24 protein-coding genes are annotated in these 26498 nt (G+C 64.5%); 10 read left to right on the top strand and 14 right to left on the bottom strand.

Going from position 1 to position 26498, the window contains the following annotated elements; translation table 11 throughout:
* The first annotated feature begins 83 nt into the window (after positions 1-83).
* Positions 84-590: a CYTH domain-containing protein gene (locus MFF13_RS13925; protein ID WP_238272379.1), complete on the top strand. Its 507-nt coding sequence runs from the start codon at positions 84-86 to the stop codon at positions 588-590.
* Positions 591-793: 203 nt separating this feature from the next.
* Here the strand turns inward: MFF13_RS13925 and MFF13_RS13920 are convergent, their stop codons facing one another.
* Positions 794-1852, bottom strand: coding sequence for an alpha/beta hydrolase family protein (locus MFF13_RS13920; protein ID WP_238272378.1), 1059 nt, complete (start codon positions 1850-1852; stop codon positions 794-796).
* A gap of 193 nt (positions 1853-2045) precedes the next feature.
* Here MFF13_RS13920 and MFF13_RS13915 point away from each other — a divergent pair, with 193 nt between their 5' ends.
* The gene (locus MFF13_RS13915) at positions 2046-3590 is read left to right on the top strand and encodes a CYTH and CHAD domain-containing protein (RefSeq protein WP_238272377.1); all 1545 of its coding nucleotides are present in this window, start codon (positions 2046-2048) and stop codon (positions 3588-3590) included.
* 170 nt (positions 3591-3760) lie between these two features.
* On the opposite strand, the gene MFF13_RS13910 is transcribed toward MFF13_RS13915, so the two are convergent.
* Entirely contained in the window at positions 3761-4015 is a 255-nt protein-coding gene (locus MFF13_RS13910) for a hypothetical protein (RefSeq protein WP_238272376.1), read from the bottom strand.
* Between the two features lie 213 nt (positions 4016-4228).
* Complete coding sequence (locus tag MFF13_RS13905) at positions 4229-4477, bottom strand: hypothetical protein (RefSeq protein WP_238272375.1); 249 nt, start codon at positions 4475-4477, stop codon at positions 4229-4231.
* Positions 4478-4858: 381 nt separating this feature from the next.
* Here MFF13_RS13905 and MFF13_RS13900 point away from each other — a divergent pair, with 381 nt between their 5' ends.
* The gene (locus tag MFF13_RS13900; protein WP_238272374.1) at positions 4859-6349 is read left to right on the top strand and encodes a carbohydrate porin; all 1491 of its coding nucleotides are present in this window, start codon (positions 4859-4861) and stop codon (positions 6347-6349) included.
* Between the two features lie 21 nt (positions 6350-6370).
* On the opposite strand, the gene MFF13_RS13895 is transcribed toward MFF13_RS13900, so the two are convergent.
* From MFF13_RS13895 to MFF13_RS13885, 3 genes are all read right to left on the bottom strand, one after another.
* Positions 6371-7414 carry a transporter gene (locus MFF13_RS13895; protein ID WP_238272373.1) on the bottom strand — a complete coding sequence of 348 codons (1044 nt, stop codon included), beginning with the start codon at positions 7412-7414 and terminating at the stop codon, positions 6371-6373.
* Positions 7415-7419: 5 nt separating this feature from the next.
* Positions 7420-9048, bottom strand: a complete 1629-nt coding sequence (locus MFF13_RS13890) for an inorganic phosphate transporter (RefSeq protein ID WP_238272372.1) — start codon at positions 9046-9048, stop codon at positions 7420-7422.
* A 564-nt stretch (positions 9049-9612) separates the two neighbouring features.
* A complete protein-coding gene (locus tag MFF13_RS13885) occupies positions 9613-11088 on the bottom strand; it encodes a protein adenylyltransferase SelO (RefSeq protein WP_238272371.1) in 1476 nt (491 codons plus the stop codon).
* Between the two features lie 669 nt (positions 11089-11757).
* On the opposite strand from MFF13_RS13885, the gene MFF13_RS13880 reads away from it, so the two are divergent.
* Positions 11758-12798 carry a methyl-accepting chemotaxis protein gene (locus MFF13_RS13880; RefSeq protein ID WP_238272370.1) on the top strand — a complete coding sequence of 347 codons (1041 nt, stop codon included), beginning with the start codon at positions 11758-11760 and terminating at the stop codon, positions 12796-12798.
* Positions 12799-12868: 70 nt separating this feature from the next.
* Here the strand turns inward: MFF13_RS13880 and MFF13_RS13875 are convergent, their stop codons facing one another.
* Complete coding sequence (locus MFF13_RS13875) at positions 12869-13264, bottom strand: Ros/MucR family transcriptional regulator (RefSeq protein ID WP_283205824.1); 396 nt, start codon at positions 13262-13264, stop codon at positions 12869-12871.
* Positions 13265-13704: 440 nt separating this feature from the next.
* Between MFF13_RS13875 and MFF13_RS13870 the strand changes: the two genes are divergently transcribed.
* Complete coding sequence (locus MFF13_RS13870) at positions 13705-14268, top strand: Ros/MucR family transcriptional regulator (protein ID WP_238272369.1); 564 nt, start codon at positions 13705-13707, stop codon at positions 14266-14268.
* A 326-nt stretch (positions 14269-14594) separates the two neighbouring features.
* Here the strand turns inward: MFF13_RS13870 and MFF13_RS13865 are convergent, their stop codons facing one another.
* Positions 14595-15431, bottom strand: coding sequence for a YfdX family protein (locus MFF13_RS13865; protein WP_238272368.1), 837 nt, complete (start codon positions 15429-15431; stop codon positions 14595-14597).
* 744 nt (positions 15432-16175) lie between these two features.
* Between MFF13_RS13865 and MFF13_RS13860 the strand changes: the two genes are divergently transcribed.
* Both MFF13_RS13860 and MFF13_RS13855 read left to right on the top strand, forming a co-directional pair.
* Positions 16176-16811 carry a DUF938 domain-containing protein gene (locus MFF13_RS13860; protein ID WP_238272367.1) on the top strand — a complete coding sequence of 212 codons (636 nt, stop codon included), beginning with the start codon at positions 16176-16178 and terminating at the stop codon, positions 16809-16811.
* Positions 16808-17536 carry an SDR family NAD(P)-dependent oxidoreductase gene (locus tag MFF13_RS13855; protein WP_238272366.1) on the top strand — a complete coding sequence of 243 codons (729 nt, stop codon included), beginning with the start codon at positions 16808-16810 and terminating at the stop codon, positions 17534-17536. Before MFF13_RS13860 ends, MFF13_RS13855 begins: the two co-directional genes overlap by 4 nt.
* A 136-nt stretch (positions 17537-17672) precedes the next feature.
* Here the strand turns inward: MFF13_RS13855 and MFF13_RS13850 are convergent, their stop codons facing one another.
* The 3 genes from MFF13_RS13850 to MFF13_RS13840 form a co-directional block, all read right to left on the bottom strand.
* Complete coding sequence (locus MFF13_RS13850; RefSeq protein WP_283205823.1) at positions 17673-18863, bottom strand: amidohydrolase family protein; 1191 nt, start codon at positions 18861-18863, stop codon at positions 17673-17675.
* Between the two features lie 13 nt (positions 18864-18876).
* On the bottom strand, positions 18877-19989 hold the full coding sequence (locus MFF13_RS13845) for an NHL repeat-containing protein (RefSeq protein ID WP_238272382.1): 1113 nt from the start codon (positions 19987-19989) through the stop codon (positions 18877-18879).
* A gap of 431 nt (positions 19990-20420) precedes the next feature.
* Positions 20421-21380, bottom strand: a complete 960-nt coding sequence (locus MFF13_RS13840; RefSeq protein WP_283205822.1) for a TAXI family TRAP transporter solute-binding subunit — start codon at positions 21378-21380, stop codon at positions 20421-20423.
* 181 nt (positions 21381-21561) lie between these two features.
* On the opposite strand from MFF13_RS13840, the gene MFF13_RS13835 reads away from it, so the two are divergent.
* Complete coding sequence (locus MFF13_RS13835; RefSeq protein ID WP_238272364.1) at positions 21562-22926, top strand: amidohydrolase family protein; 1365 nt, start codon at positions 21562-21564, stop codon at positions 22924-22926.
* 354 nt (positions 22927-23280) lie between these two features.
* Here MFF13_RS13835 and MFF13_RS13830 read toward each other — a convergent pair whose 3' ends face one another.
* The 3 genes from MFF13_RS13830 to MFF13_RS13820 all read right to left on the bottom strand — a co-directional run bounded on the left by MFF13_RS13830 (position 23281) and on the right by MFF13_RS13820 (position 25290).
* Positions 23281-23751, bottom strand: coding sequence for a BLUF domain-containing protein (locus MFF13_RS13830; RefSeq protein WP_147829740.1), 471 nt, complete (start codon positions 23749-23751; stop codon positions 23281-23283).
* 132 nt (positions 23752-23883) lie between these two features.
* Positions 23884-24294 (bottom strand): BLUF domain-containing protein, encoded by a 411-nt coding sequence (locus MFF13_RS13825; protein ID WP_147829738.1) that lies wholly within the window; start codon positions 24292-24294, stop codon positions 23884-23886.
* 102 nt (positions 24295-24396) lie between these two features.
* Positions 24397-25290 (bottom strand): cobalamin B12-binding domain-containing protein, encoded by an 894-nt coding sequence (locus tag MFF13_RS13820; RefSeq protein ID WP_147829736.1) that lies wholly within the window; start codon positions 25288-25290, stop codon positions 24397-24399.
* Between the two features lie 703 nt (positions 25291-25993).
* On the opposite strand from MFF13_RS13820, the gene MFF13_RS13815 reads away from it, so the two are divergent.
* Both MFF13_RS13815 and MFF13_RS13810 read left to right on the top strand, forming a co-directional pair.
* Positions 25994-26194 (top strand): hypothetical protein, encoded by a 201-nt coding sequence (locus MFF13_RS13815; RefSeq protein WP_147829735.1) that lies wholly within the window; start codon positions 25994-25996, stop codon positions 26192-26194.
* A gap of 46 nt (positions 26195-26240) precedes the next feature.
* On the top strand, positions 26241-26483 hold the full coding sequence (locus MFF13_RS13810; protein ID WP_147829733.1) for a hypothetical protein: 243 nt from the start codon (positions 26241-26243) through the stop codon (positions 26481-26483).
* Positions 26484-26498 lie beyond the last annotated feature (15 nt).

Below are 26498 nucleotides of genomic sequence, written 5' to 3'. Positions count from 1 at the left end.
TTTTGTCACCGCCCTACACAGATAGGCCCGGCCGCGTCGAAGGTCCGGGGCATCGGCTTCCCGGGGCAGGCCGGCGGGGTAAGATGCGTTTCGAGATCGAGCGGAAGTTCCTGGTCGCCCATGAGGGCTGGCGCGCGGACGTCGTCGGCCAGCGGCTTCTGAGGGACGGCCTGGTCGGGCACTTCGCCGGTGGGAAGGTCCGGGTGCGGATCGCCGAAGGACGCGGCTGGCTGACGGTCAAGGGCGAGCGCAAAGGGCTCGCCCGGGCGGAATTCGAATACGAGATCCCGGGGGCCGATGCCGAAGCCATGCTGACCGAGGTCTGCGAGCCGTGCCTCATCGAGAAGACGCGCCACTGCGTCCCCCATGCCGGAGTGAACTGGGAGGTGGACGTCTATGGCGGCGCCCTCTCGGGCATGGTGCTGGCGGAGATCGAGTTGCGGGACGAGGGGCAGGCGGTGGAACGACCCGACTGGCTCGGGACCGAGGTAACCCACGATCCTCGCTTCCGTCAGTCCACGATGCTGCGTCTGTCCCGGGAAGCGGGACGCAACATCACCCTCGCCGAGGTCCTTGCGGCACGGTTCTGAAGGGTCCCGGCGGCACGAACCCAGCAGCTTCCCGTATCCACCTCAAGCCTGCCGCCACCTCCCGGTCGCCCGGTGCGGGATATCGGAGGGCCGGACGGCTGGGTGAGGCCGCGCCTGGGCTCGCATTCGTCGATGCCGTGGCGTTCGCAGGCCGCGGGAGATGTGCCCAGGCCACTACGTCGAGCGGAGGTGCGAAGCGGGTATCATACGCGACGTCTACGATCAGCCTGCCTCGACGGGACCAGGAAAGCCACCGGTGCCGCGGCCAGGATCGGCTTCCAGGTCGAGCTCCACTCCTCCATGGGAGCGGGATCGGAGTGGTGGACGAGGTCGAGGAACGCCAAGCCGGCTTCCATCGTCGCACGCTTGACCAGGGGGTTTAGCGGCCCGCCGTTCCTGAGGGAGCGGTCGGTGAAGACGCTGTGCGAACCGCCTTGGAACACGACGAGCGCCTTCTGCGGCGTCGGAATCGCACTGTAGACGTCGATGCGGTCCTGGACCGGCGAGAAGCGGCCGGGAATGCGGATCGTGTCCTCCGTCGTGGTCACGTGAAGGGTGGGAACGTCGACCATCGCCAGAACCGCCGCGAGGTCGGTCTCGCCGTAGAAGGGCGGCGCCGAGATGACGATGCTCGCCGTGAAGCGCGGGTCCCGGTATCCGATGGGCTTCCCGTCGCGGATCACCTGGGCGCCGGTGAGGATCAGGGTGGTGTTCGCCCCGTAGGAATGACCGGCCGCGACGATGCGTTTCCGGTCGATGGCGGCATGAAAGGGATTTTCGCGTTCGAGAAGGCGGTCGAGGCCGAAGCTCACGTCCCGCGTCCGCTCGATGGCCTCGCGTTCGTCCGCGGCCCCGTCGAGGCGGTCGAGGAGCAGGAGCGGATTGCCCTCCCAAAGCGTCTGGTCGCTGCCGACGTGCTGGATGTGCAGGCTGGCTGTTCCACGTGTCGACCATCCCTCGCCGAGGTAGCTGTAGCCCTTCCGCGAGCCGCCGAGCCCGTGGGAGAAGACGATCAGCGGGAGCGGTCCCTTCCGATCCGAGGCGGCCGGCCAGTAGAGCCGCGCCGGCACCGCGCGGTCACGAGACGGGTCGACCCACTCGAAGTCGATGAACCGTGCCTCGGCGGACGCCGGCAGGGACTTAAGCCAGCCCGCTGCACCCGCGGCCATGACCATCGCGCCGAAGCGGCGACGGTCGGGTCCGTTCGTGGCCTTTCCTTGCGTCGCTACCTGGTTGGATGGGGCATCGACGATGATGGTCATGGCGTCTCACGGGCCGGGGAGGACGGCATAAGGCCGGATCCTTATGGCCCTGGTTGGGCGACCATCGAATGATGAGGATCCCACCTGGCACCGCAGGTCCGGATGGGCCACCTCCACCTGCGCCGGATGTGGCAACCCCATATTGCGCCCCCGCCGGGTTCCCCGCTCGCGCTTCGGACGATAGAACGCGAGGATGACCGTACCCAAAGAGATAGAATTGAAACTCATCGTCGACGGGCCTGACCTGACGGTTTTGAGGAAGCATCCACGCCTCAAAGGCTCCTCCCGCACCAAGGCCAGTCTAGCCTCCGTCTATTACGATACGTCCGACGGACAATTGCGGAAGGCCGGGTACGTTCTGCGGGTACGAGATACGAAAGACGGGTACGTGCAGACCGCGAAGGCATCGGGCGACGGCCTGCTCGAACGCCTGGAATGGGAGCGCTCGGTAGAAGGTCCCGAGCCCGACTTGCGTGCCCTGAAGGAGACGCCCTTGGCCGAGGTCCTCGGTAGGAAGTCGAAGCTGTCGCCGTTGTTCACCGTCGCCGTCGAGCGCCGTTCGTACCAGGTCGAGCAGGGCTCCTCCCGGATCGAGGTCGCACTGGACGAGGGCCGGATCACCCGCCCCGGCGGCAAGCGCGCCTCGGACGTCGTGTCCGTCGGCGAGGTCGAGCTCGAACTGAAGGAAGGCACGGTCGCCGACCTGTTCGCCCTCGCGCACGAGATCGGCGCGGACGTCCCGTTCCGTCTGGGCGTCCGGACCAAGCCGGAGCGTGGCTTCGCGCTGATCGACGGCGAGCCGGACCGCGTCCGCAAGGCCGAGCCCGTGCCGCTGTCCGAGGATATGAATGCGGCCGACGCCTTCCGTGCCGTCGCCCATGCCTGCCTACGTCACATGCGGATCAACGAGGATATCATCCTCGACCATCGCGACCCCGCCGCCCTGCATCAAACGCGCGTCGCGATCCGTCGGCTTCGGTCGGCCTTCTCGCTGTTCGGCGACCTCGTCTCGGACGAGCGGACCGAGGCCATGCGCTCGAACCTCAAGCGCCTGTCGGCGCCGCTCGGACGAGCGCGCAACCTCGACGTCTTCCTGACGCGGACCCTGCCCGCCGAGCGGGATCGCCACCCGGACGAGGGCGGCCTGCTCAACTTGGAAAGCCACCTCGAAGCGCAGCGAACCGAAGCCTACGAGGCCGTCCGGACCGCGCTGGGCTCGGACGAGTGGCGGCGGTTCGTCCTCGACCTGGTCGCCTGGATCAACGCCGGTCCCTGGCTCACGAACGGCGGCGAGAAGGAAGCCCGTCGCCGGGAGCAGCCGGCAAGCGCATTCGCGTTCAAGGTGTTGGAAAAACGCAGGCGCCAGGTGAAGAAGCGCGGGCGCGACCTTGCGAGCCTGAGCACCGAGGAGCGGCACGAGGTCCGCATCGCGGCGAAGAAGCTTCGATACGGAGCCGAGTTCTTCGCCGGGCTCTACACCGGCAAGAAGGCCGCCAAGCGCCACAAGGCGTTCCTGTCGGCGCTCGAAGACCTGCAGGACGGCCTGGGCGACCTCAACGACATCGCCACCGGCCACGAGATCCTCAGTGAGCTTTCCGGGACCGAGGCCGGGGCCGGATCGGCTCTATTCGCGGCGGGCATGACCACCGCGGACATCGAGGCACGGACGCGCAAGCTCGTGGCCTCGGCCGCGGAGGCTCACGAGGCGCTGGTCGACGTACGCCCGTTCTGGCGCTGAGGATAACCGGTTCGGGGGCAGCCCTCAGGTTAGGAGGTGCTGCCCGACTAGCTCGATGACTGCCACGGAGACGAGGAAGCCGGTGAGATAAAGTGGCATCCGGCTCCGGCGGTCGTCCATCCGCGCAAGGATCCGGTTCATCCCCTCGTCATCGTGGTGATCCCGGAACATCAGCGTGGCGCCAGCGACGAGGTGGTGCCGTGGTTCAGTGGCATCGGGATGGGATCGGCCAGGGGGCAATCGGCATCGGCGATCTCTCGCCGCAGGTCTTCGCGTTGCGCCTCGACCAGATCCCCAAGGATATCATCGTCGTAGCCATCGATGACGGCGACGAGGCGGAGACCTGAACCATCCCGCTCGAACTCGACCAGAACCTCATGCTGGGCATAGGGGTCGTGGGGGTTGATGCAGAGGTGCTTCGGCATGGTCTAGGCTGACTCGCGCCGACGGGGCGGCGATGCGGGCCTCCTAGGCCCGGGCCGTGACGGTGGCATGAACGCCATCCGATGCCGTTGCGAGGCCAGGAAACGTGGCCGGCGAGACGCGTCGGGGTGAGGCCGGCAACGTTTCGGGCCATGACGGGGCCGGAAACGCGCACGTCACGGTTTGCGACGGATGGGCGGAGATGGGAGTGGCGGTCAGTCTCGTTCGGGTACGGCCAGCATGACCGCCGCCCGTACGGCGGCCCGCCGGAGTTCATCACCGGTCCAGAACCGGCGCATCAGAGTGGCGGCGAAAGGGTGCTCGGCGACTGCCGACGCCGGATCGATCCGATACCCCTCGCCGAACCGGACGGTGCCGCACGACGGATCGGCCAGGTAGGCATCGACCACCGCCGTCACATCGTCATCCACGATCCTTAGGGTCGCCAGCAGGTCGAGCGTCATCGGTCCGGGCATTGCATCGCCTTAGGACGGCTCGGCGACGCTGGTAAGTCGGTCTGCTCTGCCAGCCGGGTCGCGGCCCAACGACTTGGGCGATGGGCCCATGGGAAACGAACGCATCATGCCATTCGATCAAGCCGCGCCGTTGGAGGTACGGACCGAAGCGCCCGGGAAGGGTACGAAGCCCTGGGCCTGGTCCATCCATCGCGGGGCCAACCGATGCCTCATCGTCCGCTCCCGTCCCGAGTACCGGGATCGGGCCGAAGCGCTGGAAGCCGGCCTGAAGGCTGCTGGCGGAGTTAGGGCCCGGCTGGGTGCCGAGGTCGTGGTGCGTGATGGTGTCCTGACCTAACCTTCGGTCTTCCATCCGGATCGGAGACCGAGGTGCGTTCCCCCTCCCGCACCATCCTCGTCGCGCTCGTTGCGCTTGCGCTCTGGCCGCAGCCAAGCCTGGTCGCGGCCCAAGCCGAGGGACGCGAGGCGCAAGCCACGGCCGAACGGGTCGCGGCCGAAGGCATGGCCATCGGCTCACCGTCCGGCGCGGGTGGCGATCCGCAGACCTCGGTGGCCCAACCCGTCTTCTCGGCGGGCCGGGCGGCGGAGGTGACGACCTCGTTCCAACCCCTGCTCGGACCCTTGGGCGACCCCGGCGGATACCGCGCCTTCCTGGAGCGACACGGGATCACCTTCGGACTGATCTCGGTGGCCGAGACCTACCGCAATGTTCGCGGCGGCCTGCGGCGCGGTTCCACGGGCCTGACGTTGCTCGACCTCGACGTCGACGTCGATCTCGGCACCCTGGCCGGGTGGAAAGGGGCCACGGTCCACGCCACGGTCTACCAGATCCAGGGGAGCGGCACCTCCCGCTCCCGCGTCGGTAACCTCATGACCATCAGCGAGATCGAGGCCCTGCCAGCCTCGCGCCTCTCCGAACTTTGGCTGGAGCAGAGCCTGTTCGACGACCGGTTGTTCCTGCGCGTCGGCCAGCTCTCGGCCGACACCGAGTACATGGTGAGCCAGACCAGCATCCTGTTCACCAACGGCACCTTCGGCTGGCCGGCGATCTTCGCCGCGAACATGACCGACGGGGGACCGGCCTACCCGCTTTCGGCGCCGACCGTCCGCCTGAAGTACGTGCCGACCCGGGAGCTCTCGTTCCAGGCGAGCCTGATCGACGGCACGCCCGGCGGAGGCAAGCCGCGCTCCGGGATCGACCCGCAGCGGCGCAATCCGAATGGCACTCGCTTCCCGCTTTCCGATCCGCCGCTCGCCATCGCCGAGGTCTCCTACGCCTACAACGCCCACCCGGGCGACACGGGCTTGCCCGGCACCGTGACGTTCGGGGGCTGGCACCGGTTCGGCCGCGTCGATGCCTTCACGCCCGACCCCGTGAGCGGACTCGGCCGACGGGTTTCGGGAGATTCTGGAATCTACGGGGTGATCGACCAGACGATCTACCAGGAGCCGAACGATCCCAACGACGGCGCCAGCGTGTTCCTGCGGGCCTCGGCCTCCCCCGGCGACCGCAATCTCGTGGATTTTTACTTCGACGGCGGGATCGCCTATCGCGGCCTTTTCCCCGGTCGCTCGGACGACACCCTCGGGTTCGGCGTCGGCGTCACGCACATCTCCCCCGTGGCGCGGCGGCTCGATGCGATGGCCGCCCTCCAGAGCCCGACACCAGTCCCTCGCCGCAGCGCAGAGATCGTGCTGGAGGCGACCTATCAGGCCGTGCTCGCCCCCGGCATCGCCCTGCAGCCGACCTTGCAGTACGTCGTCCACGCCGGGGGCGGGATCGCCAACCCCCGCGATCCCGACGGCACACGGGTGCGCAACGCCTTGGTGTTCGGCCTACGGGCCATCACCCGCTACTGAGCCGGTCGCGATCCGCCAGACTCAATCCCGCGGCGGCCGGATGCCTAGGACACGGATCAGCGCATAGGCGACGACCGCCGAGAGGCAGGCGATGGCGATGGCCACGGTGGAACCGGCTTCGTTCTCGGTGAGCGGCAGGCCCTTGGTGTTCATGCCGAACAGCCCCGTCACAAGCGTCGGCGGCAGGAACAGCGCGGTGAGCACCGACAGCATGTAAAGCTGCCGGTTCGAGGCCTGCGCGAGATAGGATGACAGCTCCTCCTGCATCAGCCGGCTTCTGTCCGCGAGCAGAACCATGTCGCGGTCGAGCGCATCGAGCCTCTGCGCGATCCGGGTGGCCGCGGTGATGGCCGCATCCGGGACCTCCTCGTCGGCTCCGGAGGTCTCCAACCGGTGGAAGACCGCGCGCAGGCCGAGGAGCTGGCGGTGCAGCCGGACTGCGTCCCGGCGGATCGGCCCGAGCCGACGACGCTCGCCGCGGACACGCTCGTCGAGGATGTGGTCCTCGATCTCGTCGAGCTCGTCGGCCAGGCGCGCGCCGGTCTCGGCCATCGAGGTCACGACCCGCTCGACGATGACGTCGAGCAACTGGATCGGGGCGAGGATGCCGCGACCTTCCACGGCGGCGTCTCGGGCGAGGTCCGGTCCGAGGACGGGATGCCGTCGACCGCTCGCAAGCAGGCGTGGGCCTATGACGAAATGCAGGCGACCGCCGGCGTCGATCCTCGGGCTTTCGCCAGTCTCCCGGACGAGATCGGCTACGACGCCGCCGATATGGCCCGCCTCGACGATGAGGCGCTGGTGCGGATCGCTTGCGAAAGCCGCTGTGGCGAGGCGAGGCGGACCTAGTCGTCCTTCGTTGATCACGGCCGGCAGGCGCGCGTCGTTCAGGTTGAAGTGCAGCCAGGTGAACGCCTCGCCGAAGCTCCCCGGGACGGACAGCGCCTCCCCGTGGTCGACGAGGTGACCGCAGCCGGTCTCGTCGAAGCGCATCGCCCAGAGCAGGCCCGGAAGCGCCGGCTCGTCGCACAGGCGGCGAGCGGGTGTCTCGGTCGTGACCTCCATACAGCTTAGAACACGTGGCGCAGGATGAAGAACAGCGTCCCGGCGATCAGGATGGCGGCCGGCAGCGTCATGATCCAGGCCAGCGCCATGTTGCGTACGGTCGACACCTGCAGTCCGGAGCCGTTGGCGGCCATGGTGCCGGCGACGCCCGACGACAGGATGTGGGTGGTCGAGACCGGCAGGCCATAGAGTTCGGCCAGGCCGATGGTGCCGGCGGCGACGATCTCGGCCGAGGCGCCCTGGGCATAGGTCAGGTGGGTCTTGCCGATCTTCTCGCCGACGGTGACGACGATGCGCTTCCAGCCGACCATGGTGCCGAGGCCGAGCGCCAAGGCGACGCAGACCTTCACCCAGCCCGGGATGTAGCGGGTGCCCTCGTTAAGGAGCTCGGTGTAGCCCTTCAGCGTCTTGGTATCGGCTTCGGACAGGGTCGCGCCCGACTTCGGCAGCAGCCGGATCGCGTCGGAGGCGAGGTACATGTCGTTGCGCACGTTCGAGGTCGCCCCCGCCGGGACCTGCTGGAGCGAGCCGTAACCCTTCACCGACGCCGCGATGTCGGTCGAGAGCGCGGACAGGGCACCGAACACCTCCGGCTTGTTAAGCTCCTTCGCCTTCAGCGCATCGGCGACCGTCTTGCGGGCCTGGGCGGCGTCGGGCCGTGCCCCACCACCTGAATAGGTCGAGAACACTTTGCTGGCGGCATCCGAGGTCTGGACGAAGGCCGGCGTCGCATCGGCGTTCATGGTCCGATTCAAGGCATAGGCGGTCGGTGCCGCGCCGATCAGGATCAGCATGATCAGGCCCATGCCCTTCTGGCCGTCGTTGCCGCCGTGGAAGAACGACACCAGCGTGCAGGTTAGGATCAGGACGCCGCGGATCCACAGCGGGGGCGGGGCATCGCCCTTCGGGGCCTCGTACAGGTCCTTGCGACGGACCGTGAACTTGAGGGCGAGAAGTAGGAGGGCGGCCGCGACGAAGCCGCAGATCGGGCTGAAGGCTAGTGCCTTGAACACGCCGAGCGCTTGGTTCCAGTCGACGCCGGAGGTGCCGTCCTGGCCGCCCATCAGCTGGTTGGCGAGGCCGACGCCGAGCACGGACCCGATCAGGGCGTGCGAGGACGAGTTCGGCAGGCCCATCGCCCAGGTGCCGAGGTTCCAGATGATGGCCGCGATGAGAAGCGAGAAGATCATCGCGTAGCCGGCGCCCGAGCCGACCTGCAGGATCAACTCGACCGGCAGCAGGGTGACGATGGCGTAGGCGACGGCGCCCGAAGACAGCAGCACACCAAGGAAGTTGAAGGTGCCCGACCAGATCACCGCCACGAGCGGCGGCATCGAGTGGGTATAGATCACGGTGGCCACCGCGTTGGCGGTGTCGTGGAAGCCGTTCACGAACTCGAAGGCGAGCGCGATCAGCAGTGCGAGGCCGAGGAGGACGAAGGCGCCGACCGCGAGGGGCTCCTGGTGGACCGCGTTCATATCGGCGATCAGGCTGAAGACCGCGTAGCCGAGACCGGCGACGAGCACGAGCAGGAAGGCGATGACGCCGCCTGGATGGATGCCATGGTCCAGGCTGGGCTTGCCTGTCGCCACGAGTCCGGATCTAGCGGCCGGTGCCATAATCGCGTCAGACATAGACACCCTTAATTTATTTGGTATCTCCGGGATTAAATTCGGTTGATGACGGTTGGGTGACACTCTAGGGGGACAGCCAAATAAAATTGTTTATCTATATATTATCATGGCGCCGTGCATTTATCGCTCGAGAGCAGTCCTCCAGAAAAGCCGTCGGGCCCAAAATCGAACACCCCCGACCAAAAATGGCGTGAATGATTCGATCATGCTCAGCGCAACGCTGGATGACTTATCTGGGCGCGAAGCCAATATGGATCACTATCCATGCGAACGTCCGGTTTCTCGACTTTGATCGTCGAAAGCAGACCGTCGCAAATCCACCCTGTTCGGTCGTATAGCGGACGCGCAGGTTCCGACCCGACACGGTCGTTCAGGCTTTCAACCCCGAATCCCTGAAGCGGACATTCAAGCTCGATCAAGCGGACACATGGCGCGTGGGTAGCGGCGCCGCAGCTCGCCACGGTTTACCTTGGGCAATAGCGCCCGCCGGGCTTCAACCGGAGGTGGTTTCCGAATCACAGGCCCGGGTGATGATCGTGGGATAATTCAGAGGCCGGCGGACGTTCAGGTGCCGCAGAACGTGCGGTAGCCCACCCCGCCACCCACCGGTGCCTCGGCGTAGCGGGCGTTGGTGGGCTGGTCATCGTAGGGACGCGCCAGCACCGCCAACATGTCCTCGAACGGGCCGAAATCGCCTTGCTCGACCGCCGCCGCGATCATCGCCTCGACGTGGTGGTTGCGCGGGATGAACGCCGGGTTGACCGCGCGCATCGCCGCCGCCGTCGCTGCGGGGTTCCGTCCCTCGTTGGCCAGTCGCTCCCGCCAGCGCACGACCCAGGCGTCGAACTCAGTGGGGTCGACGAACAGGTCGCGCACACCGACGTCCGCATCCGGTCGCTCGGCCGCGTCGCACAGGCGGCGGAAGGTCAGAGTGAAGTCCGCTTGGTTTTCCGCCATCCGCGCCAGAAGGTCGTCCGCGAGCGCGGCATCACCGGCTCTTTCTCCGGACAGCCCGAGCTTCTTCGCGAGACCGCCGCGATAGGCTGCCTCGAAGCGCGGACTGAAGCCGGCGAGCGTCGTCTCGGCGGCCTCGACCGACGCCGCCTCGTCCTCGGCCAGCAGCGGCAGCAAGGTCTCGGCCAGGCGGGTCAGGTTCCACAGGGCGATGCCCGGCTGCTGGCCGTAGGCGTAGCGCCCGTGCGCGTCGATCGAGCTGAAGCGTGTGCGCGGGTCGTAGGCGTCGAGGAAGGCGCAGGGGCCGTAGTCGATCGTCTCGCCGGCCACCGACATGTTGTCGGTGTTCATCACCCCGTGGACGAAGCCCACGAGGAGCCAGGACGCTACGAGGTCGGCCTGGCGGGCGACGACACCTGCGAGCAGCGCCCGGTAGGGATGCTCCGCGGATGATTTCTCGGGATAGTGCCGGGCGAGGACGTGGTCGGCGAGCGCCCGCACCGCCTCGGTGTCACCCCGGGCGGCGAAGTACTGGAAGCTGCCGACCCGGATGTGGCTGGCCGCAACCCGGGCAAGCACCGCGCCGGGCAACCGGGTCTCGCGCAGGACGGGCTCGCCGGTAACCACCGCAGCCAGCGCCCGAGTGGTGGGGATGCCGAGCGCGGCCATGGCCTCACTGACGAGGTACTCGCGCAGTACTGGTCCGAGCGCCGCCCGGCCGTCGCCGCGGCGGGAGAACGGGGTCGGGCCCGCGCCCTTAAGCTGGATGTCGTGGCGGTGGCCGTCACGGTCGACGACCTCGCCGAGCAGGACGGCGCGCCCGTCGCCGAGCTGCGGCACGAAGTTGCCAAACTGATGCCCGGCGTAAGCCGTTGCGATCGGATCGGCGCCTTCCGGGACGGTGTTTCCGGCGAGCATCTCCACCCCGGCGGGGCCAGCGACCCAAACCCCGTCGATGCCAAGAATCGCCGCCAGGTCGCCATTCAGGCGGATCAGGCGCGGGGCCGCGACGGGTGTCGGGGCGCGGCGGGCGAAAAAGCGGTCCGGCAAGCGGACGTAGCTGTTGTCGAAAGGGATCGCAGTCATGATCAGGAGCTATGAGCGATCGCGCTGGCGGACAAGTGTATCCCGGGGACCACTGGGTTACGGTTCTCGAGAAGGCGCGTGTTCGCGCCGCGGTGTCTGCTGCCAGAACGATGCTGGCGTAGTTCGAGCGACAAATATAGACGCGAATCGCCCAATTCTTGCTTCCTGGCAAATGTCTGCTTCTTCTGTTTCCCTTGCCCAGACCTAACAGGTAGCGAGCCACCCTTCTCGGATATCGTCAGACAAAGTCAGGCGTACAAAATACAGTCGTTTTCCGTTCAGCGCTGATTGCCGCTCACAGATGCAGTTAGGGCGCGCTATGATGGCAAGCCTTTCCTCACTCTTGGAAAACGGCGTTCGATCAGGCGGCGAAGTATCTCACGTTGACCTGATCGGTCTCGATACTGGACATCTCGGTCCTGTGCAGGGTCTCGACGATCTCAAAGCGGCGCGCGACACGCTCGTTCCATCAGACGGATGGGAAGGGATCTGAGCTTAAAGGAGATGAAATGTTGAGCGTATATGGCCAGATCTTGCACCAATTTTGAGCGATTTCTAAGTCGAATAACGATCTATACGATTTATTAGCAATGTAGATCCATGCATTAGTAGATTGATAGATGGCTCGATAAAGGGCCGTCTGTAAGTAAGTTGTGCTGGAATTGATTGATGAGCAATCTATCCCTGTCCGCGGTCGTTGGTACCTCTGCTCGGAATCTTAAGAACAGTGCTTCATCCGACCTCACATCGATCCAATCTATAACCGGGCGCATGAAGCTTCTTGCGCTCAATGCGCTCATCGAAGCTGCTCACGCCGGTGAGAAAGGTGCAGGATTTTCAGTCGTCGCACAGGAGGTGCGTGCTGTATCTTCCGAAATAGAGCAACTGGCATCGTCTCTTGGGCTTAGCCTCAGTACCGGCATTGAGCATCTCACGCAGGCTGTCGATCGTCTTGCGAACGAAGCGCGGGCCACCCGTTGTGTGGATCTTGCCCTGAACGCAGTCGAGCTGATCGACCGCAATCTCTACGAGCGGACCTGCGACGTACGATGGTGGGCGACCGACGCGGCCGTCATCGCATGTGCGAACGAGCCAAGTGCTGCCGCCGTCGCCTACGCGAGCGAGCGCCTTGGCGTCATCCTGTCCGCCTACACGGTCTATCTCGACCTTTGGCTCTGCGACACCGAGGGGCGTGTTCTCGCCAATGGCCGTCCCGACACGTATCCCAAGGTGGTGGGATCGCATGTCGGCAACGAGCCCTGGTTCCGTGACGCTCTCACCCTGCGCAGCGGTGATGATTTCAGAGCGGCCGATGTCCGTATCGAACGTCAGCTCGACGGGGCTCAGGTCGCAACCTATTGCGCCTGCGTGCGGTCCGCGCACGGTGAAGAGGGGCGGCCACAGGGCATTTTAGCGATCCACTTCGATTGGCAGCCGCAGGCCCGTGCCATCGTTGAGGGCGTGCGGCTAGGACAAAGCGAGCGAGATCGCACCCGGGTGATGCTACTCGATGCCAAAGACCGCGTGATCGCCTGCTCAAAGGGCCAAGGGGTTCTGAGTGAGGTGTATCGGCTTCGCACCGAAGGCCAACAACATGGTCATTATCTGAACGATCGTGGACGGCTCGTCGCCTTCCATGAAACTCCGGGCTACGAAACCTATCGCGGCCTTGGTTGGCGTGGTGTGATCGAGCAACAAGCAGAGGGATAAGGCAACGACAGAGCCGAAAGCTACCCCCTCGAAGCCCGCTGCTGAATCGCGGCGGGTTCCTACGGCGTGCTCAGGCAGCCATACGACCCGGACGACCCAAGCCGATGTTCTTGGCAAGGGCGGAGCGAGCCGCTGAGTACGAGGCTGCCGTCGTCGGATAATCGTCTGGCAGGCCGAACTTCGCCCGGTAGCTGTGCGGGTCAAGCCCGTGCTTCGTGAGGTGACGCTTCAGCGTCTTGTAGGCCTTGCCGTCGATGAAGCTGACCAGACCGTCGGGCCGGATCGACTTGCGGATCTGTGCCGCGGTCGGCTTCTCGATCTCCTCGGCTGGGGCTTTGGTACCTGCCACACCCGTCCCGCTCGTGATGCCATTAAGCGCCGCGTGGACGCTTCCGATCAGGCCCGGAAGCTCAGTCACCGACACGCGGTTGTTCGAAACGTAAGCCGCTACCAGTTCGCTCGCCATTGCGAGCATATCAGGGTTCAACCCCAGGTTATCTTTGGTCACTTCATTCGCCCTGTGTGTACGCTACCGGCGTGAGATCTACCTATCGCAGATCCAGATCAAGGCACAACTCGCTCAAGATCGCGCGAGCCTGCCGTGAACTGTACGCATGCTATGAGGATTTGGTTTCGGGGAAGAGTGAGCTGGGGCGTCCCATCGACGGGCCCTGGCTCTACATCGCATCGGGAGTCAGCGACGACTGCTCCCGAGCGCATAGCATCGCACAGGTGCTGCATGATGAGCCCCGGCCGCCCGAGCGGTCGGGGGCTTTCTTTGCCCCATCGAGCATCATGTCGAAGCGAAGCAACAGATTTCCATCCGTGTTGCAGCATTCGCCGGTGTGTTTTCCATAGAGGTAGCTTGACCAACGGCATCAAGCCGTAGAGCGATAGATCCTCTTGATGGAAGGAACCGTCGTGGACGAACAAGCTGAAGCTCAATCCCCCAATTTCATGGAACTCGCTGCCGACCTCGTTTCGGCTTACGTGTCGAACAACAACGTGCCGGTGTCGGAGCTGCCTGGCGTGATCGCCAGCGTGCATGCTGCCGTTGCGGGTCTTGCTAACCCGACGCCTGCCGAGCCCGCTGGCCCCGAGAAGCCGACGCCGGCGCAGGTCAAGAAGTCGATCACACCGGACGCGCTAATTAGCTTCATCGACGGTAAGCCATACAAGACGCTCAAGCGCCACCTGACTAAGAGCGGCCTGACTATGGAGAGCTACCGGACGCGCTACGGTTTGCCTTCGGATTACCCTTCGACTGCGGCGAGCTATTCCGCCAAGCGCTCCGAGTTGGCTCGCTCGCTCGGCCTCGGCCAACTGCGCAAGGCAGCCCCCAAGGCCGCCGCAGCCGACGAGACGGTCTCTGAGGCGCCCAAGACCCGCGGTCGGAAGCCCAAGGCTGTAGAAGCGCCCGAGGCAGCCCCGAAGGCTCGCGGCCGGAAGAAGGTCGCCAAGACGGCCTGAGGCCGTTCAGCGCCCCGTTCCGGCACACCGCGGCACCCGTCGCGGTTACGGGCTTCTAACCAAGCGCCGCCATCCTGCATGGGGGCCATGTACTGCGTATCGGCCTAGCTGGTGAGATCCGGGGTTCCCCCGCCGCGTGAGCAGATCGCGGCGGGGCCGAACCGTAAGGTGCCTCACCCGCCCTGTAGGCTCTCCGCGAAGTCGTCGGGCACCTCGCCGAATTGACCCAAGATCGTCGTGCTTTCTAGCTCGCCAGTCTCATCGTTGAGGCTGAACACTATCGCTGAGTTGCCCCACGTTTAAATGGCGGCGTGAGGCAACAGAGATCAGTGTGCGGGCTTAGCCACGCTGCCCGTTGACGCGCCCGTCTCCGGCTTGCCGGTGGCCGCCGTATTGTCGGCCTTTGGCACTGCCGTCGCTTCGATCACGTCGAAACGGACCCCATCCTCGACCTGCTTCAGAGTCGCGTTGGCCTCGTAGTACTTGCCGTCGGCGATGAGCTTGGCGGCGTTGTCGACGCCCTGCGTGGTCTTGCCCAGCGGCACCACCGCCATCGTAAAATCGACGTCGACGCCAGCAAGCTTCAGCCGGTCGACCGCGCCTTTTTTGTCACCCTGCTTTAGGTGCTGGTTAGCTTCATCGACTGCTTTCGACTGATCTTTGTTGCGGGCGACAAAATCGTCCGCGAGCACAAGCTGCGCGTCGACCGGGAGCCACGTCACAGCCTCCTTCGAGTTGGCAGAGGCGCTGGCGGCGGGCTTACTCGCATCCGCCTGCTTGCCGGGCTCGGTCTGACCCTTGGCCGTGCCGTCCTTGCCAGCCATCGTTGCAGCCGTATCTATGCCGGCGGGCGGCTTCAAATCCGCCTCAGCCTTGATGAAAGCTGTAGAGTCGGTCTTGGCCTTCTCTAGGGCGGACTGCGCGTGGCTCACGAACATCCGTGCCTGGTCAGGTTTGGCCTCGTAGATCGCCAGGCGCGCAAGGTGGACATCGCGGTAGGCGTCTACCCCGTCGGTAGAAAGCTTCCCAACGTCGGCATCAGTCTGCTTCTGCTGAGCACTTATCACAGGTGCCGCTTGAGACGCCTGGTCTGCCGCTACAGCCGCACCGGCGAGCAGGGTCGAAGCTGCCAGCGCAGCGGCGAGTGATTTTAGCCTGGCCATGATCGGATCTCCTTAGAACTTTCTAAGACTCGGCGGCGACCAACTATGGACGTCTTCCATGCGGTCCTGAAAGTCTCCTGACAATGGCAGATTTGACGACGATGCTGCATGAAACATCTGTCATTTTGCGGTAAGGGTTTGGTGAGCGGTTCGCGTAATGCAGGAAAGCCGACGTTGCCTTAACCATGTCGCCCGGTCGACATGGACCGTCCCACCGGGTCACGCCTGCCCTGGCACCCTCGCGTGTTCTGAAATCGGGTGAGCAGGACACTGGCTTCCTGCATCGTCGCCCCGATCACGCCTGCGATGTTACCAGACGTCTGCGCATCGTTGGGATAGGTCGTTGCGTAACCTACGTAAATCTAGCGGATCGGTAGGCGCTTCCAAGGTCATCTATACCGCCTGCTCTGCCCGAAGGCGGACCGGCAGAAATCCACCCATGTCGGCCGTTCCCGAAGCCGGCCGTCGACACCGCCAGTAAGATCGCTCATGAATGAACGGAGATTTGCCTGACCGCCGCACCGCAGCTTTGTCTCAGGCAGGCTCATGGCCGATCCCTACTCAAGCATCACCAACGTCATCCTTCGTCAGATTGAGACCACTGACCTTAATTCCTGTGTCTGACCCGGCGCCGTGACTGCGTCAACCCACCCTGAAACGCTCTGACTTCTGTTATCGTCTCCGAGCAGGCCTGCCGCCACGAAAGGGCATGCGGTTGGCATCGGCTGCCCTTAGAAGAGCTCTATGCTCGATGCCTTGTTCTCGCCGGCCGCGGCCCGCAACGCCGCCTTTATCGCTGAAGTCCTCATGCGCGTTCTCCCGCCCAGCGGCCTCGTCCTTGAGATCGCGAGCGGGTCGGGCGAGCACGCCGTACATTTCGCTCGTGCGCTGCCCGCGCTCGTTTGGCAGCCCAGCGATCCCGATGAAGCGGCCCGTCGCAGCATCGTCGCCCATGCTCGCGCCGCAGAGCTGGCGAACATCCGGTCGCCGCTGGCGATCGACGCGATCCGTCAGCGGTGGCCGGTGACGCGGGTGGACGCGGTCGTCGCGATCAACATGATCCACATTGCACCCTGGGGCGCGACCATCGGACTGATGGCTGGTGCGGAAGCGACGCTCGCGGAGGGTGGTGTGCTCTACCTGTACGGTCCTTTTCGGGAGGGTGGCGCGCACACCGCTCCGAGCAACGCCGCGTTCGACGACAGCCTGCGCGCCAGGAATGCCTCCTGGGGGATCCGCGATATCGAGGCGGTCGTAGCAGCCGCCCGAGCGCACGATTTGCATCTGACCGAGCGCGTCGCGATGCCGGCCAACAACCTTAGTCTGATCTTTCACCGAGGGCGCCGAGGCTCTGCCGTCGACAGGGAGGTCACGCTTTGACCACCTCGTGCCCAACCAGCGCGGTCATCGTCGGTGCGTCTGGCAGCATAGGCGGGGCCTTGATCCGCGCGCTCGCCGAGGCTGCAGCCTACGCGCCGATCTTCGCGCTCTCCCGCTCGGAATCGTCAGTCCCGCAGGGCGTCCGAACTCTCCCGGTCGACCTGACAGACGAGGCGACAGTTGCGGCGGCGGCGGCCAGGGTCGGCGAAGCCGGACCGGTCGGCCTGGTCATCGTCGCCACCGGCCTTCTCCACCGGACAGGCATCTCGCCCGAGAAGACGGTCGGGGCGCTCGATCCCACCGCAATGGCCACCGTCTTCTCAGTCAACACGATCGGCCCTGCGCTCGTCGCCAAGCATTTTGTGCCCCTTCTGGCGCGAGGGGAGCGATGCGTGTTCGCCGCCTTGTCGGCGCGGGTCGGATCGATCGGCGACAACCGACTTGGCGGCTGGTACGCCTACCGCGCCTCGAAGTCGGCGCTGAACCAGATTCTGCGAACGCTCGCGATCGAGGTCGCCCGGAGCCGACCGGAAGCGATCGTCGTGGGCCTGCATCCGGGCACGGTCGCCTCCGGCCTGTCACGGCCCTTCCGGCCGGACCCGACGGCGGACGGCGTCTTCTCACCCGAGGAGAGTGCGGCGCATCTCCTGCGCGTGCTGGATGGCCTAAACGCGGACGACACTGGCGGCGTCTTCGCTTGGGACGGCTCGCTGATCCCCGCCTAAGCGCGGCCCCGGCTCAAATGGATGGACAGTTTGGCGAATCCGACGTCGGCGGCAGTAGCATCGAGGCGCTCCGGGTCGCGTTCTCTTCAACCGGAGTACTGGCGGCGTTACGCGAGGGTTCACCCTTGCATGCCTGCTACGGCATTACCCCTGCAGCGGTCAGTCGGCCTGCCAGCCTTGGATAGATCCGCAGCGCGTTGCGCGCGAAGATCTTAGCGCGGTCGGCGTCTGGGATCGCGGCGGCCTCAACGTAACGCTTGGTGTCGTCGAAGGCGTAGCCGGTCTCGGGATCGATCCCGTTGACGGCGCCGACCATCTCGGAGGCGAACAGCACGTTGTCGGTCGGGACGACCTTCAGAAGCAGGTCGATCCCGGGCTGATGGTAGACGCAGGTGTCGAAGAAGACGTTGCGCATCAGCTCCGAGATCGGAGGCCGCTTCAGGTCCTGCGCGAGTCCACGGTAGCGGCCCCAGTGATACGGCACCGCGCCGCCGCCATGGGGAATGATCAGCCGCAGGGTCGGAAAGTCCTTGAACAGGTCCGATGTCACGAACTGCATGAAGGCGGTGGTATCGCCGTTCATGTAGTGGGCGCCGGTCGCATGGAAGTTGGGGTTGGCCGAGGCGCTGACATGGACCATACCCGGCACGTCGAGCTCGACCATTTTCTCCCAAAGCGGATACCAGAACCGGTCGGACAGCGGCGGATCCGTCCAATAGCCTCCCGACGGGTCCGGGTTGACGTTGCAGCCGACGAAGCCGAGTTCACGCACGCAGCGCTCGAGTTCGGCCGTGCAATTCTTCGGTGAGACGCCCGGCGACTGAGGCAGCTGGCACACGCCAACGAAGTTGCGCGGCATCAGCGTCGCCACGCGGTGGATCATGTCGTTGGACACAATCGACCAGTCGCGGCTGGTGCGGGCGTTGCCGATGTGATGGCCCATGCCGCCGGCCCGCGGCGAGAACAGCGCTAGCGAGATGCCGCGCGCGGTCTGGAGCTTGACCTGCCGGTCGGCCACGCTCGCTCGCACCTCGTCGTCGCTCACGGTCAGGGATGAGGGTGCAGGCGATTGCGCAGGGTCGTTGATGGCGTCGATCTGGCGCTTGCGCCAGGTCAGCATCGTAGGCGGCTCGGTCGTGTAGTGCCCATGGCAGTCGATCACGAGACCGGTATACGACGCCCGTTCGGCGACGGGTTGAGCCTGTGCAGAGGCGCTCTGCGCCGCCAAGGCAGCAACGCCGCCACCAGCGAGCCCGCGCAGGAAGCCCCGGCGCGGGAGACAGCAGGTACACGTGTTCGGCGGGTTCGGATCCGAGTCGGCGATCATCATGGCGGGGTCCTCACGGTGCGGCGGTGCGTTTGCGCAGAACCATGTCGCCTTGGAACAGGAACTTCTGGGCGCGCTTGCCGGTGTCGACCTCGGTGGTGAACACGTTGCCCTTGGAGTCCACGGCAAGGTTGTGGACCCAGTGGAAATCGCCCGCCTGCCGGCCGTTGCGTCCGAAGCGACCGAGGATTTCACCGGTGTCGCGACTGAGCGTGCGGACCTCGTTGTTCGCCCCGTCGGCGTTGATAAGGTAGGTCTCGCGCTCGTCGGGCCAGAGGGCGAGCTCCCACACCGCACCGTTGGCCCGCGTGCCGCGCTCGACGAACATCTCCTTCACGAAGCTGCCGTCCTTGTGGAAGACCTGGATGCGGTTGTTGGTCCGGTCACAGACATAGACCAGCCCGTCACGGGCGATCTGAACGCAGTGGACTGGATTGCGGAACTGCGCTGCCGGCGCAGCCGCGGGATCGTAGGGACCGAGCTTCTCGTCGGTCGGCGGCTTACCGTAGGCACCCCACATCCGCTTGAACGCGCCCGTCTCGGCGTCGAACACGATGACCCGATGGTTGTAGTAGCCGTCCGCGACGTAAAGCTCGTTGGTCTCGGGATCGACCTGCATCGCGGCAGGCTTGCCGAGGCGCGAGACGTCCTGGCTGTCCGTCTGCGCGCCCGATTTGCCGATCTGCAGGACGAACCGGCCGTCCTGGGTGAACTTCAGGATCTGGCCGTCAGTGTCGCCATTCCCCGCCAGCCAGACGAAGCCCTTGTGGTCGATGTGGATGCCATGCTCATTCGTGGGCCATTCGTAGCCCTGGCCTGGGCCGCCCCAGGACTTCAGCAGCGTGCCGGCCTGGTCGAAGACAAGGACGGGCGGTGCCGGCTTGCAGCACCGGGTCCGCGGCGGATCGAGGCTTGCGGCCTTCTCATCGTCAGTGAGCGTCCGTGGCCGCTGCACGACCCAGACGTTGTCCTGCGCGTCGACGGCGACGCCGGCGGCCTGCCCCATGATCCAGTCGTTCGGCAGGCGTTTGGGCCAAGCCGGATCGACCTCGAAGCGTAGTGGCTCCTCTGCATGGACCGGTAGGGCGAAAACGATCGCGACCACGGCCGCAAGGCGTCGCAGCATGCAGGTTCCTCCAGCGATCTTAAATCTGGCGTGATCGCTTTGTCTGGTGCCATTGAGGGCCATCGGACTGCGTTCGTCCAGCGACCAGACTTTAACTTCGGGCCGCATTGTTTTTCGCGGCACGATCCCGCCAGCCTCTTCGCAGCCGTCTCGATGTCGGTGGCCGCACGGCTCGCGTCGGAGCTTAGAGAACCTGCGGGATCCTGGCGGGGGTGCCCGTCCGGCTCGGCCGAGAAATCGTCTCCAGCGATTTGTGCGGGTCGATCGCGGTGCGGCCTGTGATATCGAGAGCATCGGTGGAAGCGCCGCGACGGCGGTGCACGGATCGCAGCTGATCTCGCGCTGCCATGCGGACCGACCGGTTCGATAGACGGGTCTCGCCGCTTCGGCTTGGCCCTGGATGCAGCAACTCGGCAACGGTCCTACGGTGATCACTTCGAAGCCGCGCCGACCTCTCGGAGATATGCGGCGGTCGCTGGGTGAAGCCACCCTGCCGGCACGTTCGAGACCAGGTTGCGCGGATCGCTCTCGCGGCCCTGCGGATAGTTTTGAGCCAAGGTCTCCCGCCCGCGGTCGATCGCCCGCACGAGCCTGGCAACGGCAATGTCATCCAGGCCTGGTCGGGCAATGATGAAGCTCCAGGAGCCGACGGTCTCGATCTCGGCATCCTGCCCGCGGAATGAACCAGCCGGGACCGTCAGGGGACGCATCGAGGCGCGAAGGGCCAGGATCTGCGGGATCGTCTCAGGCGCCGGGCCGAAGAAGCGGGCGCCTCCGGGTGCCTCCGCCAAAGTTTTGAAGGCCGGCCAGCCAAGGCTCGCCCCCCAGAGCGCAGCGGCGCGACCATCGAGAACCTGAGTGGCGCCGTCGGCGGCATCGTCGAGGAGGATCGGCGTGATGTCGCGCGCAGGATCAATGCCGGAACCCTGAAGCACGATCCGCCCCATGATCGTGAACCCCGAGCCGCGCGTACCGAGGGCCACCGCACGACCGCGCAGATCCTGGACACTTCGGACTGGACTGGCGGCTGGAACGACGAACATGCCGGGCGAGGCGTCGATGGGGGCCACGACCGATAAACGATCGCCGTCGTCGCTTTGGGCAGCCAGTGCTTCGTAGGCGTACTCACCTTGCACGAGGGCGAGGTCGAGCTTGCCCGCGTTGAGCAGGGTGAGGTTTTCCGTCGAGCCCTTCGTGATCTTTGTATCGACCATCAAACCCGGATCGACAGCGTGGACGGCGGCAATCAGCGCTCGGCCAAAGGCCGGAAATGAACCACCCGGCGTTGCCGTCCCCAAAGTAAGACGGAGCCCGGACTCGGTCTGCTGCGCCAGCGCGCGTGGGATCGTGGCGAGGCTTGCCATGCCGAATAGCACTGCGCGCCGCTGCATCATGGCCCCCCCCGCACATGGGCTCGTCGTGATGGACCAGGCGCGCGGACCGAGCGGCACGCCTCGACAAACCCGATGACATCCCGTCAGATCGACGAACAAAGCCTATCGCGGGATCCAAGGTCGTACGCCAGCAAAAGCGACCTGCAATGTCCCGTGATCGATCCGGGAGGATAATGCGATGCGATGGAATGCGTTGCTGCCGGCCTTGGCCGTTGCCACGAGCTTGTCCTTTGTTGGCGATGCAGCCGCAAGACCGCTCGCCTTTACCGGGGTCCGCCTGATCGACGGTCAATCGTCTAAACCGATCGAAGACGCTGTGCTGATTGTCGACGGCGAGCGCATTGTCGCTGCGGGTTCACGCACGACCGTTGTTGTGCCGTCCGATGCCGAAATCCGGGACCTGCATGGGCGCACGATCATGCCGGGGTTGATCTCCGACCACTCGCATGTCGGCATCGTGAACGGCATCGACGTGGGCGCCCAGAACTACACGAGTGAGAACATCCTCGCTCAACTCAAAGCCTACACAGCTCGGGGCGTCACCACGGTTATGGCCCTTGGGCTCAATGGGGCGATCATGCCTGAGATCCGTGCTGAGGCGCATGCCGGACGCATTCCCGGCGCCGACCTGTTCGGCGTCGATCGGGGCATCGGCGTTCCGGATGGGGGACCGCCGCAAGCGATGATCCGTGTGAGCTCGGACCAGCTCTTTCGCCCAGCGAGCGCCGAAGAGGGCCGCGACGCGGTCCGCGCGATGAAGGAGCGTGGCACCGACATGGTAAAGCTCTGGCTTGACGACTTCGGCGGCTCCGTGCCGGCCAAGATGCAGCCGGCCGTCTACGCGGCTGTGATCGACGAGGCCCATCGCCTAGGCTTGCTGGTCGCCGCGCATGTCCACGACCTCGAAGACGCGCGTGCCGTCGTCCGGGCCGGGGCCGACGTGTTGGCGCACGGCGTCCGTGACAAGCCGGTCGATCCGGACTTCGTCACGCTGCTTGAGGCTCGCCACACCTGGTACATCGCGACACTCGCCCTCGACGAAGCAACGTTCGCCTACGCTGATGCGCCGGCCTGGGCACAGACGCCCTTTGTCAGAACGGCACTCTCGCACGACCTCAAGGCTCGGTTCGACGACCCCGTTTGGCAACGTGACACGCGTTCGAGCACCAAGGCGCAGGGCGCCCGCGACTCCCTGGCCATGAACCTCACCAATCTGAAGGTCCTGAAGGACGCTGGTGTCCGGATCGGATTCGGGACCGACAGCGGCGCGGCGCCTGAGCGGGTCCCGGGCGTGGCGGAGCACCGAGAGTTGGCGTTGATGGTGCAGGCCGGGTTCACACCCATGGAAGCTTTGACCACCGCAACGGCGCGGGCCGCCGATCTTCTCGGCCTCCGCGATCGCGGCCAGCTGGAAGCCGGACGTCGTGCCGACTTCATCATCCTTTCCGCGGACCCGTCCGAGGACATTGCGAATAGCACTCGGATCATCGAGATCTGGCAGCGCGGACGAATGCAAGAGCCAGTCTCATCGGCTTCGCCATGATCCGGCTCTGCTGTAAAGCAGCTTCGTATTGTTAGCTAATTGTGCGAAGCGCCGGAATTTTGATTGGTTACCTCGGCAATCGTGCTCAGGTTTTTCCAACACCTGAGATGCACCATGATCGGAATTCTGACGCCTGCCCGAAGCAGACATTCTGCTGCCGACCCAACCTCGCCGTACAGGCCTGCGTCGACGCTTCCCGAAAGCAGCCATTCGTCGGGCGTGAGGCAGCTTCGGTTCGGGGCGGGAAGCGGACTTTAGCCCTTTGCCCCTAAGCAGACGTTCTGCGTCGGACGCAACTGAGTGGTACAAGCTGCATCAAGATCTGCCATCAGGGATACACCGACCCCTGCCACCTCACCCAAGCGAATTGAGCGAGTCGGAATCGAGGTGTTTGAGAATTCGCTTGAGTGCCACGCGGTTGTTTTTATCGTCCGTGCTCTCAAGCGCATCCTGAAGGACAAGGCGGATGTCTCCGGCCTCGACCTTCTCCATGTCCCAGTTCGGATAGAGACGCTCTCGTTCTTCCTCGCTCTGGCTGAGCGAAACGATGTCATAGTGGCGCTTGTCGCGATGCAGGGTTGCGATCAGTTTCCGTATCTCGGCGGCTGGCCCCTCGATCCACTGGAAGAAGACACCGCTGCCGAACACGAGCACCCCGGTGATACCATGGGCGAGATTGTTGCGTTGGGCCGTCTCGACGATGCGAGCGACTTCGGCGTCGTCAACGCCCCCCGCGGCCCGACTGCAGTAGACGAAATGGTAAAGTTTGGGCAGCGCCGCTTCGTCAAATTCCGCGCCGCGCGGAATGCCGTATTCGTCGAACATGGATGGGCACTCCTACCTGGATCAGCTAGACGCTGCTCGAACCCTGTCTGTACCGATATTCGAGAAAAGGTGCGGGTCAAGTCAGTCAGAAGGCATCCCAAGTTCATCCATCAGGCCATTATTCACGGAAGCCTATGATACATCGTGCTCGGATTGAGCAGCAAGCCGCTCGAATATCTTGATCGCTTGTGGAGGAGTGGCCCGATCTATGGCTCCGTCGGCAACCTCGGCCTGCGACCACATCCATGAACGGGCGGGATCGTCACGCATAGCCCAGGTGGGAAATAATCGATCCGTCACGGTCTGATAGGATATGCGCCGGATCTCCAGATGTCGGTCGTCCCTCAAGATCCGGGCATAGGTCGCATCCAGCGCATCGGCCGTGCCCTCCAGCAACTGCATGTAGACATCCGCCCGGCAAATGAGGGCGCCCGTGATCCCATCGCGCGTGTTGCATCGCCGCGATTGCGAGAGGATGCCGTTGAGCATCGCTTGATCGAATCCGAAAGGCCGTGAGGCATAGATGAGCTGAACGAGAGACATTGCTGCGAGATCCCATCAGTCACTTGGATCGGTCGATGAATCCACACTCGCTCACGCGAAGGCCGAGCGATGAGAAATCGCCTCGGCGAGGATGGATTTGCCTCAGGGCGATGTCGAGCGTTTGGATTGAGAAGACGAGAGCAGTCTTTGTGCGAGCAGCACCGCGGTAGGAGCGTCGACCGCCGAGGCGTCGGCGCCGACCCGTTCGACATATTCCGGATGCTCAAGAAAGACGGGTCCCCCGACGATGACGCCGATCGACGGGTTGAGCGACGCCCGCCGTACCGCCTGGATCGAGATAGCGAGTTGATCGAGGTGGCTCTCCCGGCTCAGCGTCAGACCCACCACGCCGAACAACTCCGAGCCGACGAGATCGGCGATTTCCTCCGGACTGGAGGCCAGGCCGCTCGCCACATGCCAGCCGGCCTTGCGCATGAACTGCTCGACGATCGCCAAGCCGAAGGTGTGGCGTTCACCGGGTGCCCCCATCAGGAGGATACGACGCCCATCATCATAGGGAGCGATGCCTCCGTCCGACCGGAACGTGGCCAGAAGGAACTGGAGTTGGGCGAGGCCGGCCGTGACCTCGATGAAGTCGCACAGGTCGTCATCCCACATGCGACCGAGCAAGGCCGCAGACGGTGCCAGAAGATCGAGGAACAGGTCGTCGACGCAATAGCCCTTCCTCATCAATTCGGAAAAGGCATCCATGAGTGCTCTGACGTCGTGCCCGAGGATCAGGTCCGTGAAGCCGGCGACCGCTTCCGTATCGAGCTTCGGCAGGATGTCCGACCGGACCTGCCTCTCGCCGCGATCGAGCAACATCAGCCGGGGGATGATGTCCGTCTGAACGATGCGGCCGAGTGCCAGCGTCCGCTGTCGTGCCTCTTCGGCAGACCGTCGTCGTGCATAGTCCTCTCGGACATACGCCGCTTCAGCGATTCCCGCCGTGATCAGACCGGCCCACTCTCGGTGGGGTGATCCCAGATCCAGCATTACCTCATCCCCATGGTCGGGGGTTCAGATCCCCGTTTGTTCCTGACCGTTGTCCGGCGAGTACGAGGCGCAAAAGAGCTGCAAATGTGCGCGTTGTAAAGAAGACGACCTTCCTACCGCGCGCCCGGCAAGCCAAGGACGTTGGGCGTTGTGACTCTTCGCGGAGACATTCCGACGGGTGGCTCAATCGGCCATCGCTGCATCATGCCGTGGCCAATTAGCGCGACAAGCTACGATCAGGCTGTCAGCCAATCATGCTGCCCGTGGTCGCCGATGGCACGTACTCAATCCTGGTTTGAGGTGCCTGCCGGATCATTCCGCGGGTGCGGAGTGGAGCCTCGATGCCCACGTTGTGAAAGATGGCCAAACACAGAATTCACAAAAATATGGTCGACATGTGTTATCGATTTTTGGCTTCCTTGACGACGACAAGACCGCTTGAGAGGCGACCCTGATATTTGTTTTACTGTGATCGAGTTCCACTCCGATCTATGAGATAAGGTCGTAGTCTGCACGATGTGCGTCTTTAAATTGAGCGCCAGCTGTGTTATTTGCTATATAGTTTAATATATTTTGTAATTGCAATACCGACAGCTTAATATCTGTGCCCATTAAAATTTTCTAGAAAATATGCGTCGGGCGATATTTCTCGCATATTCTGAAATTAACGTGTATCACTTGCTGGAACTCAGCAGGAAACGCCGTGAACAGCCGAAACGCCATCGAAGCCTTGACGCTTCAAAACCAACGCCTGACGGGAATGCTTCGCGGCATCGATAACGGCCTGTGGTGGGCGACGGACCCTGCCGCCAAGTTGGATGCCGACAAGATACTCGTGCAGGCCGAGATCATCCGGGCTGCGCTCGACGAGACGAGCGTCATCGCTGCGAGGATCGCTGCCTGACGGCTTGATACGGTAGCGGCTTGCCGAGTCATCGAGGATCAACCTGATGGATGTCGTTCTCACACCTACGGGCCCAACGGGTAAGGCTTGGACGTTGAAGGACCGTCTTGGACGGAACCTCGGAAGCATTGGCGAGACAGGAACCGGTGATGATTTCCGGATCTTGCCCGAAGCGTGGGGCCTGCTCAAGAACGTGAAACGGGGACACGCCTCCCTCGATGCCGCCATGTCGGCCATCGCCGGGGCGACCAACGGCGCGTGCACCCTTGACAGCGGGGATTGGGAGTGACGCCGAAGGCGATTG

The sequence above is a fragment of the Methylobacterium cerastii genome (genome assembly GCF_022179125.1).
GTDB classification, from domain to species: Bacteria; Pseudomonadota; Alphaproteobacteria; order Rhizobiales; family Beijerinckiaceae; genus Methylobacterium; species Methylobacterium cerastii.
The sequence above is the reverse complement of the archived record's forward strand: the minus strand, read 5'-3'. Positions and strand labels throughout refer to the sequence as shown.

Excerpts from the sequence above, each read along its gene's own strand:
- MFF13_RS13925 (WP_238272379.1), top strand. The coding sequence starts at position 84 with ATGCGTTTCGAGATCGAGCGGAAGTTCCTGGTCGCCCATGAGGGCTGG.
- MFF13_RS13920 (WP_238272378.1), bottom strand. The coding sequence starts at position 1,852 with ATGACCATCATCGTCGATGCCCCATCCAACCAGGTAGCGACGCAAGGA.
- MFF13_RS13915 (WP_238272377.1), top strand. The coding sequence starts at position 2,046 with ATGACCGTACCCAAAGAGATAGAATTGAAACTCATCGTCGACGGGCCT.
- MFF13_RS13910 (WP_238272376.1), bottom strand. The coding sequence starts at position 4,015 with ATGCCGAAGCACCTCTGCATCAACCCCCACGACCCCTATGCCCAGCAT.
- MFF13_RS13905 (WP_238272375.1), bottom strand. The coding sequence starts at position 4,477 with ATGACGCTCGACCTGCTGGCGACCCTAAGGATCGTGGATGACGATGTG.
- MFF13_RS13895 (WP_238272373.1), bottom strand. The coding sequence starts at position 7,414 with ATGGAGGTCACGACCGAGACACCCGCTCGCCGCCTGTGCGACGAGCCG.
- MFF13_RS13890 (WP_238272372.1), bottom strand. The coding sequence starts at position 9,048 with ATGTCTGACGCGATTATGGCACCGGCCGCTAGATCCGGACTCGTGGCG.
- MFF13_RS13885 (WP_238272371.1), bottom strand. The coding sequence starts at position 11,088 with ATGACTGCGATCCCTTTCGACAACAGCTACGTCCGCTTGCCGGACCGC.
- MFF13_RS13880 (WP_238272370.1), top strand. The coding sequence starts at position 11,758 with ATGAGCAATCTATCCCTGTCCGCGGTCGTTGGTACCTCTGCTCGGAAT.
- MFF13_RS13875 (WP_283205824.1), bottom strand. The coding sequence starts at position 13,264 with ATGGCGAGCGAACTGGTAGCGGCTTACGTTTCGAACAACCGCGTGTCG.
- MFF13_RS13870 (WP_238272369.1), top strand. The coding sequence starts at position 13,705 with ATGGAAGGAACCGTCGTGGACGAACAAGCTGAAGCTCAATCCCCCAAT.
- MFF13_RS13865 (WP_238272368.1), bottom strand. The coding sequence starts at position 15,431 with ATGGCCAGGCTAAAATCACTCGCCGCTGCGCTGGCAGCTTCGACCCTG.
- MFF13_RS13860 (WP_238272367.1), top strand. The coding sequence starts at position 16,176 with ATGCTCGATGCCTTGTTCTCGCCGGCCGCGGCCCGCAACGCCGCCTTT.
- MFF13_RS13850 (WP_283205823.1), bottom strand. The coding sequence starts at position 18,863 with ATGATCGCCGACTCGGATCCGAACCCGCCGAACACGTGTACCTGCTGT.
- MFF13_RS13845 (WP_238272382.1), bottom strand. The coding sequence starts at position 19,989 with ATGCTGCGACGCCTTGCGGCCGTGGTCGCGATCGTTTTCGCCCTACCG.
- MFF13_RS13840 (WP_283205822.1), bottom strand. The coding sequence starts at position 21,380 with ATGCAGCGGCGCGCAGTGCTATTCGGCATGGCAAGCCTCGCCACGATC.
- MFF13_RS13835 (WP_238272364.1), top strand. The coding sequence starts at position 21,562 with ATGCGATGGAATGCGTTGCTGCCGGCCTTGGCCGTTGCCACGAGCTTG.
- MFF13_RS13830 (WP_147829740.1), bottom strand. The coding sequence starts at position 23,751 with ATGTTCGACGAATACGGCATTCCGCGCGGCGCGGAATTTGACGAAGCG.
- MFF13_RS13825 (WP_147829738.1), bottom strand. The coding sequence starts at position 24,294 with ATGTCTCTCGTTCAGCTCATCTATGCCTCACGGCCTTTCGGATTCGAT.
- MFF13_RS13820 (WP_147829736.1), bottom strand. The coding sequence starts at position 25,290 with ATGCTGGATCTGGGATCACCCCACCGAGAGTGGGCCGGTCTGATCACG.
- MFF13_RS13810 (WP_147829733.1), top strand. The coding sequence starts at position 26,241 with ATGGATGTCGTTCTCACACCTACGGGCCCAACGGGTAAGGCTTGGACG.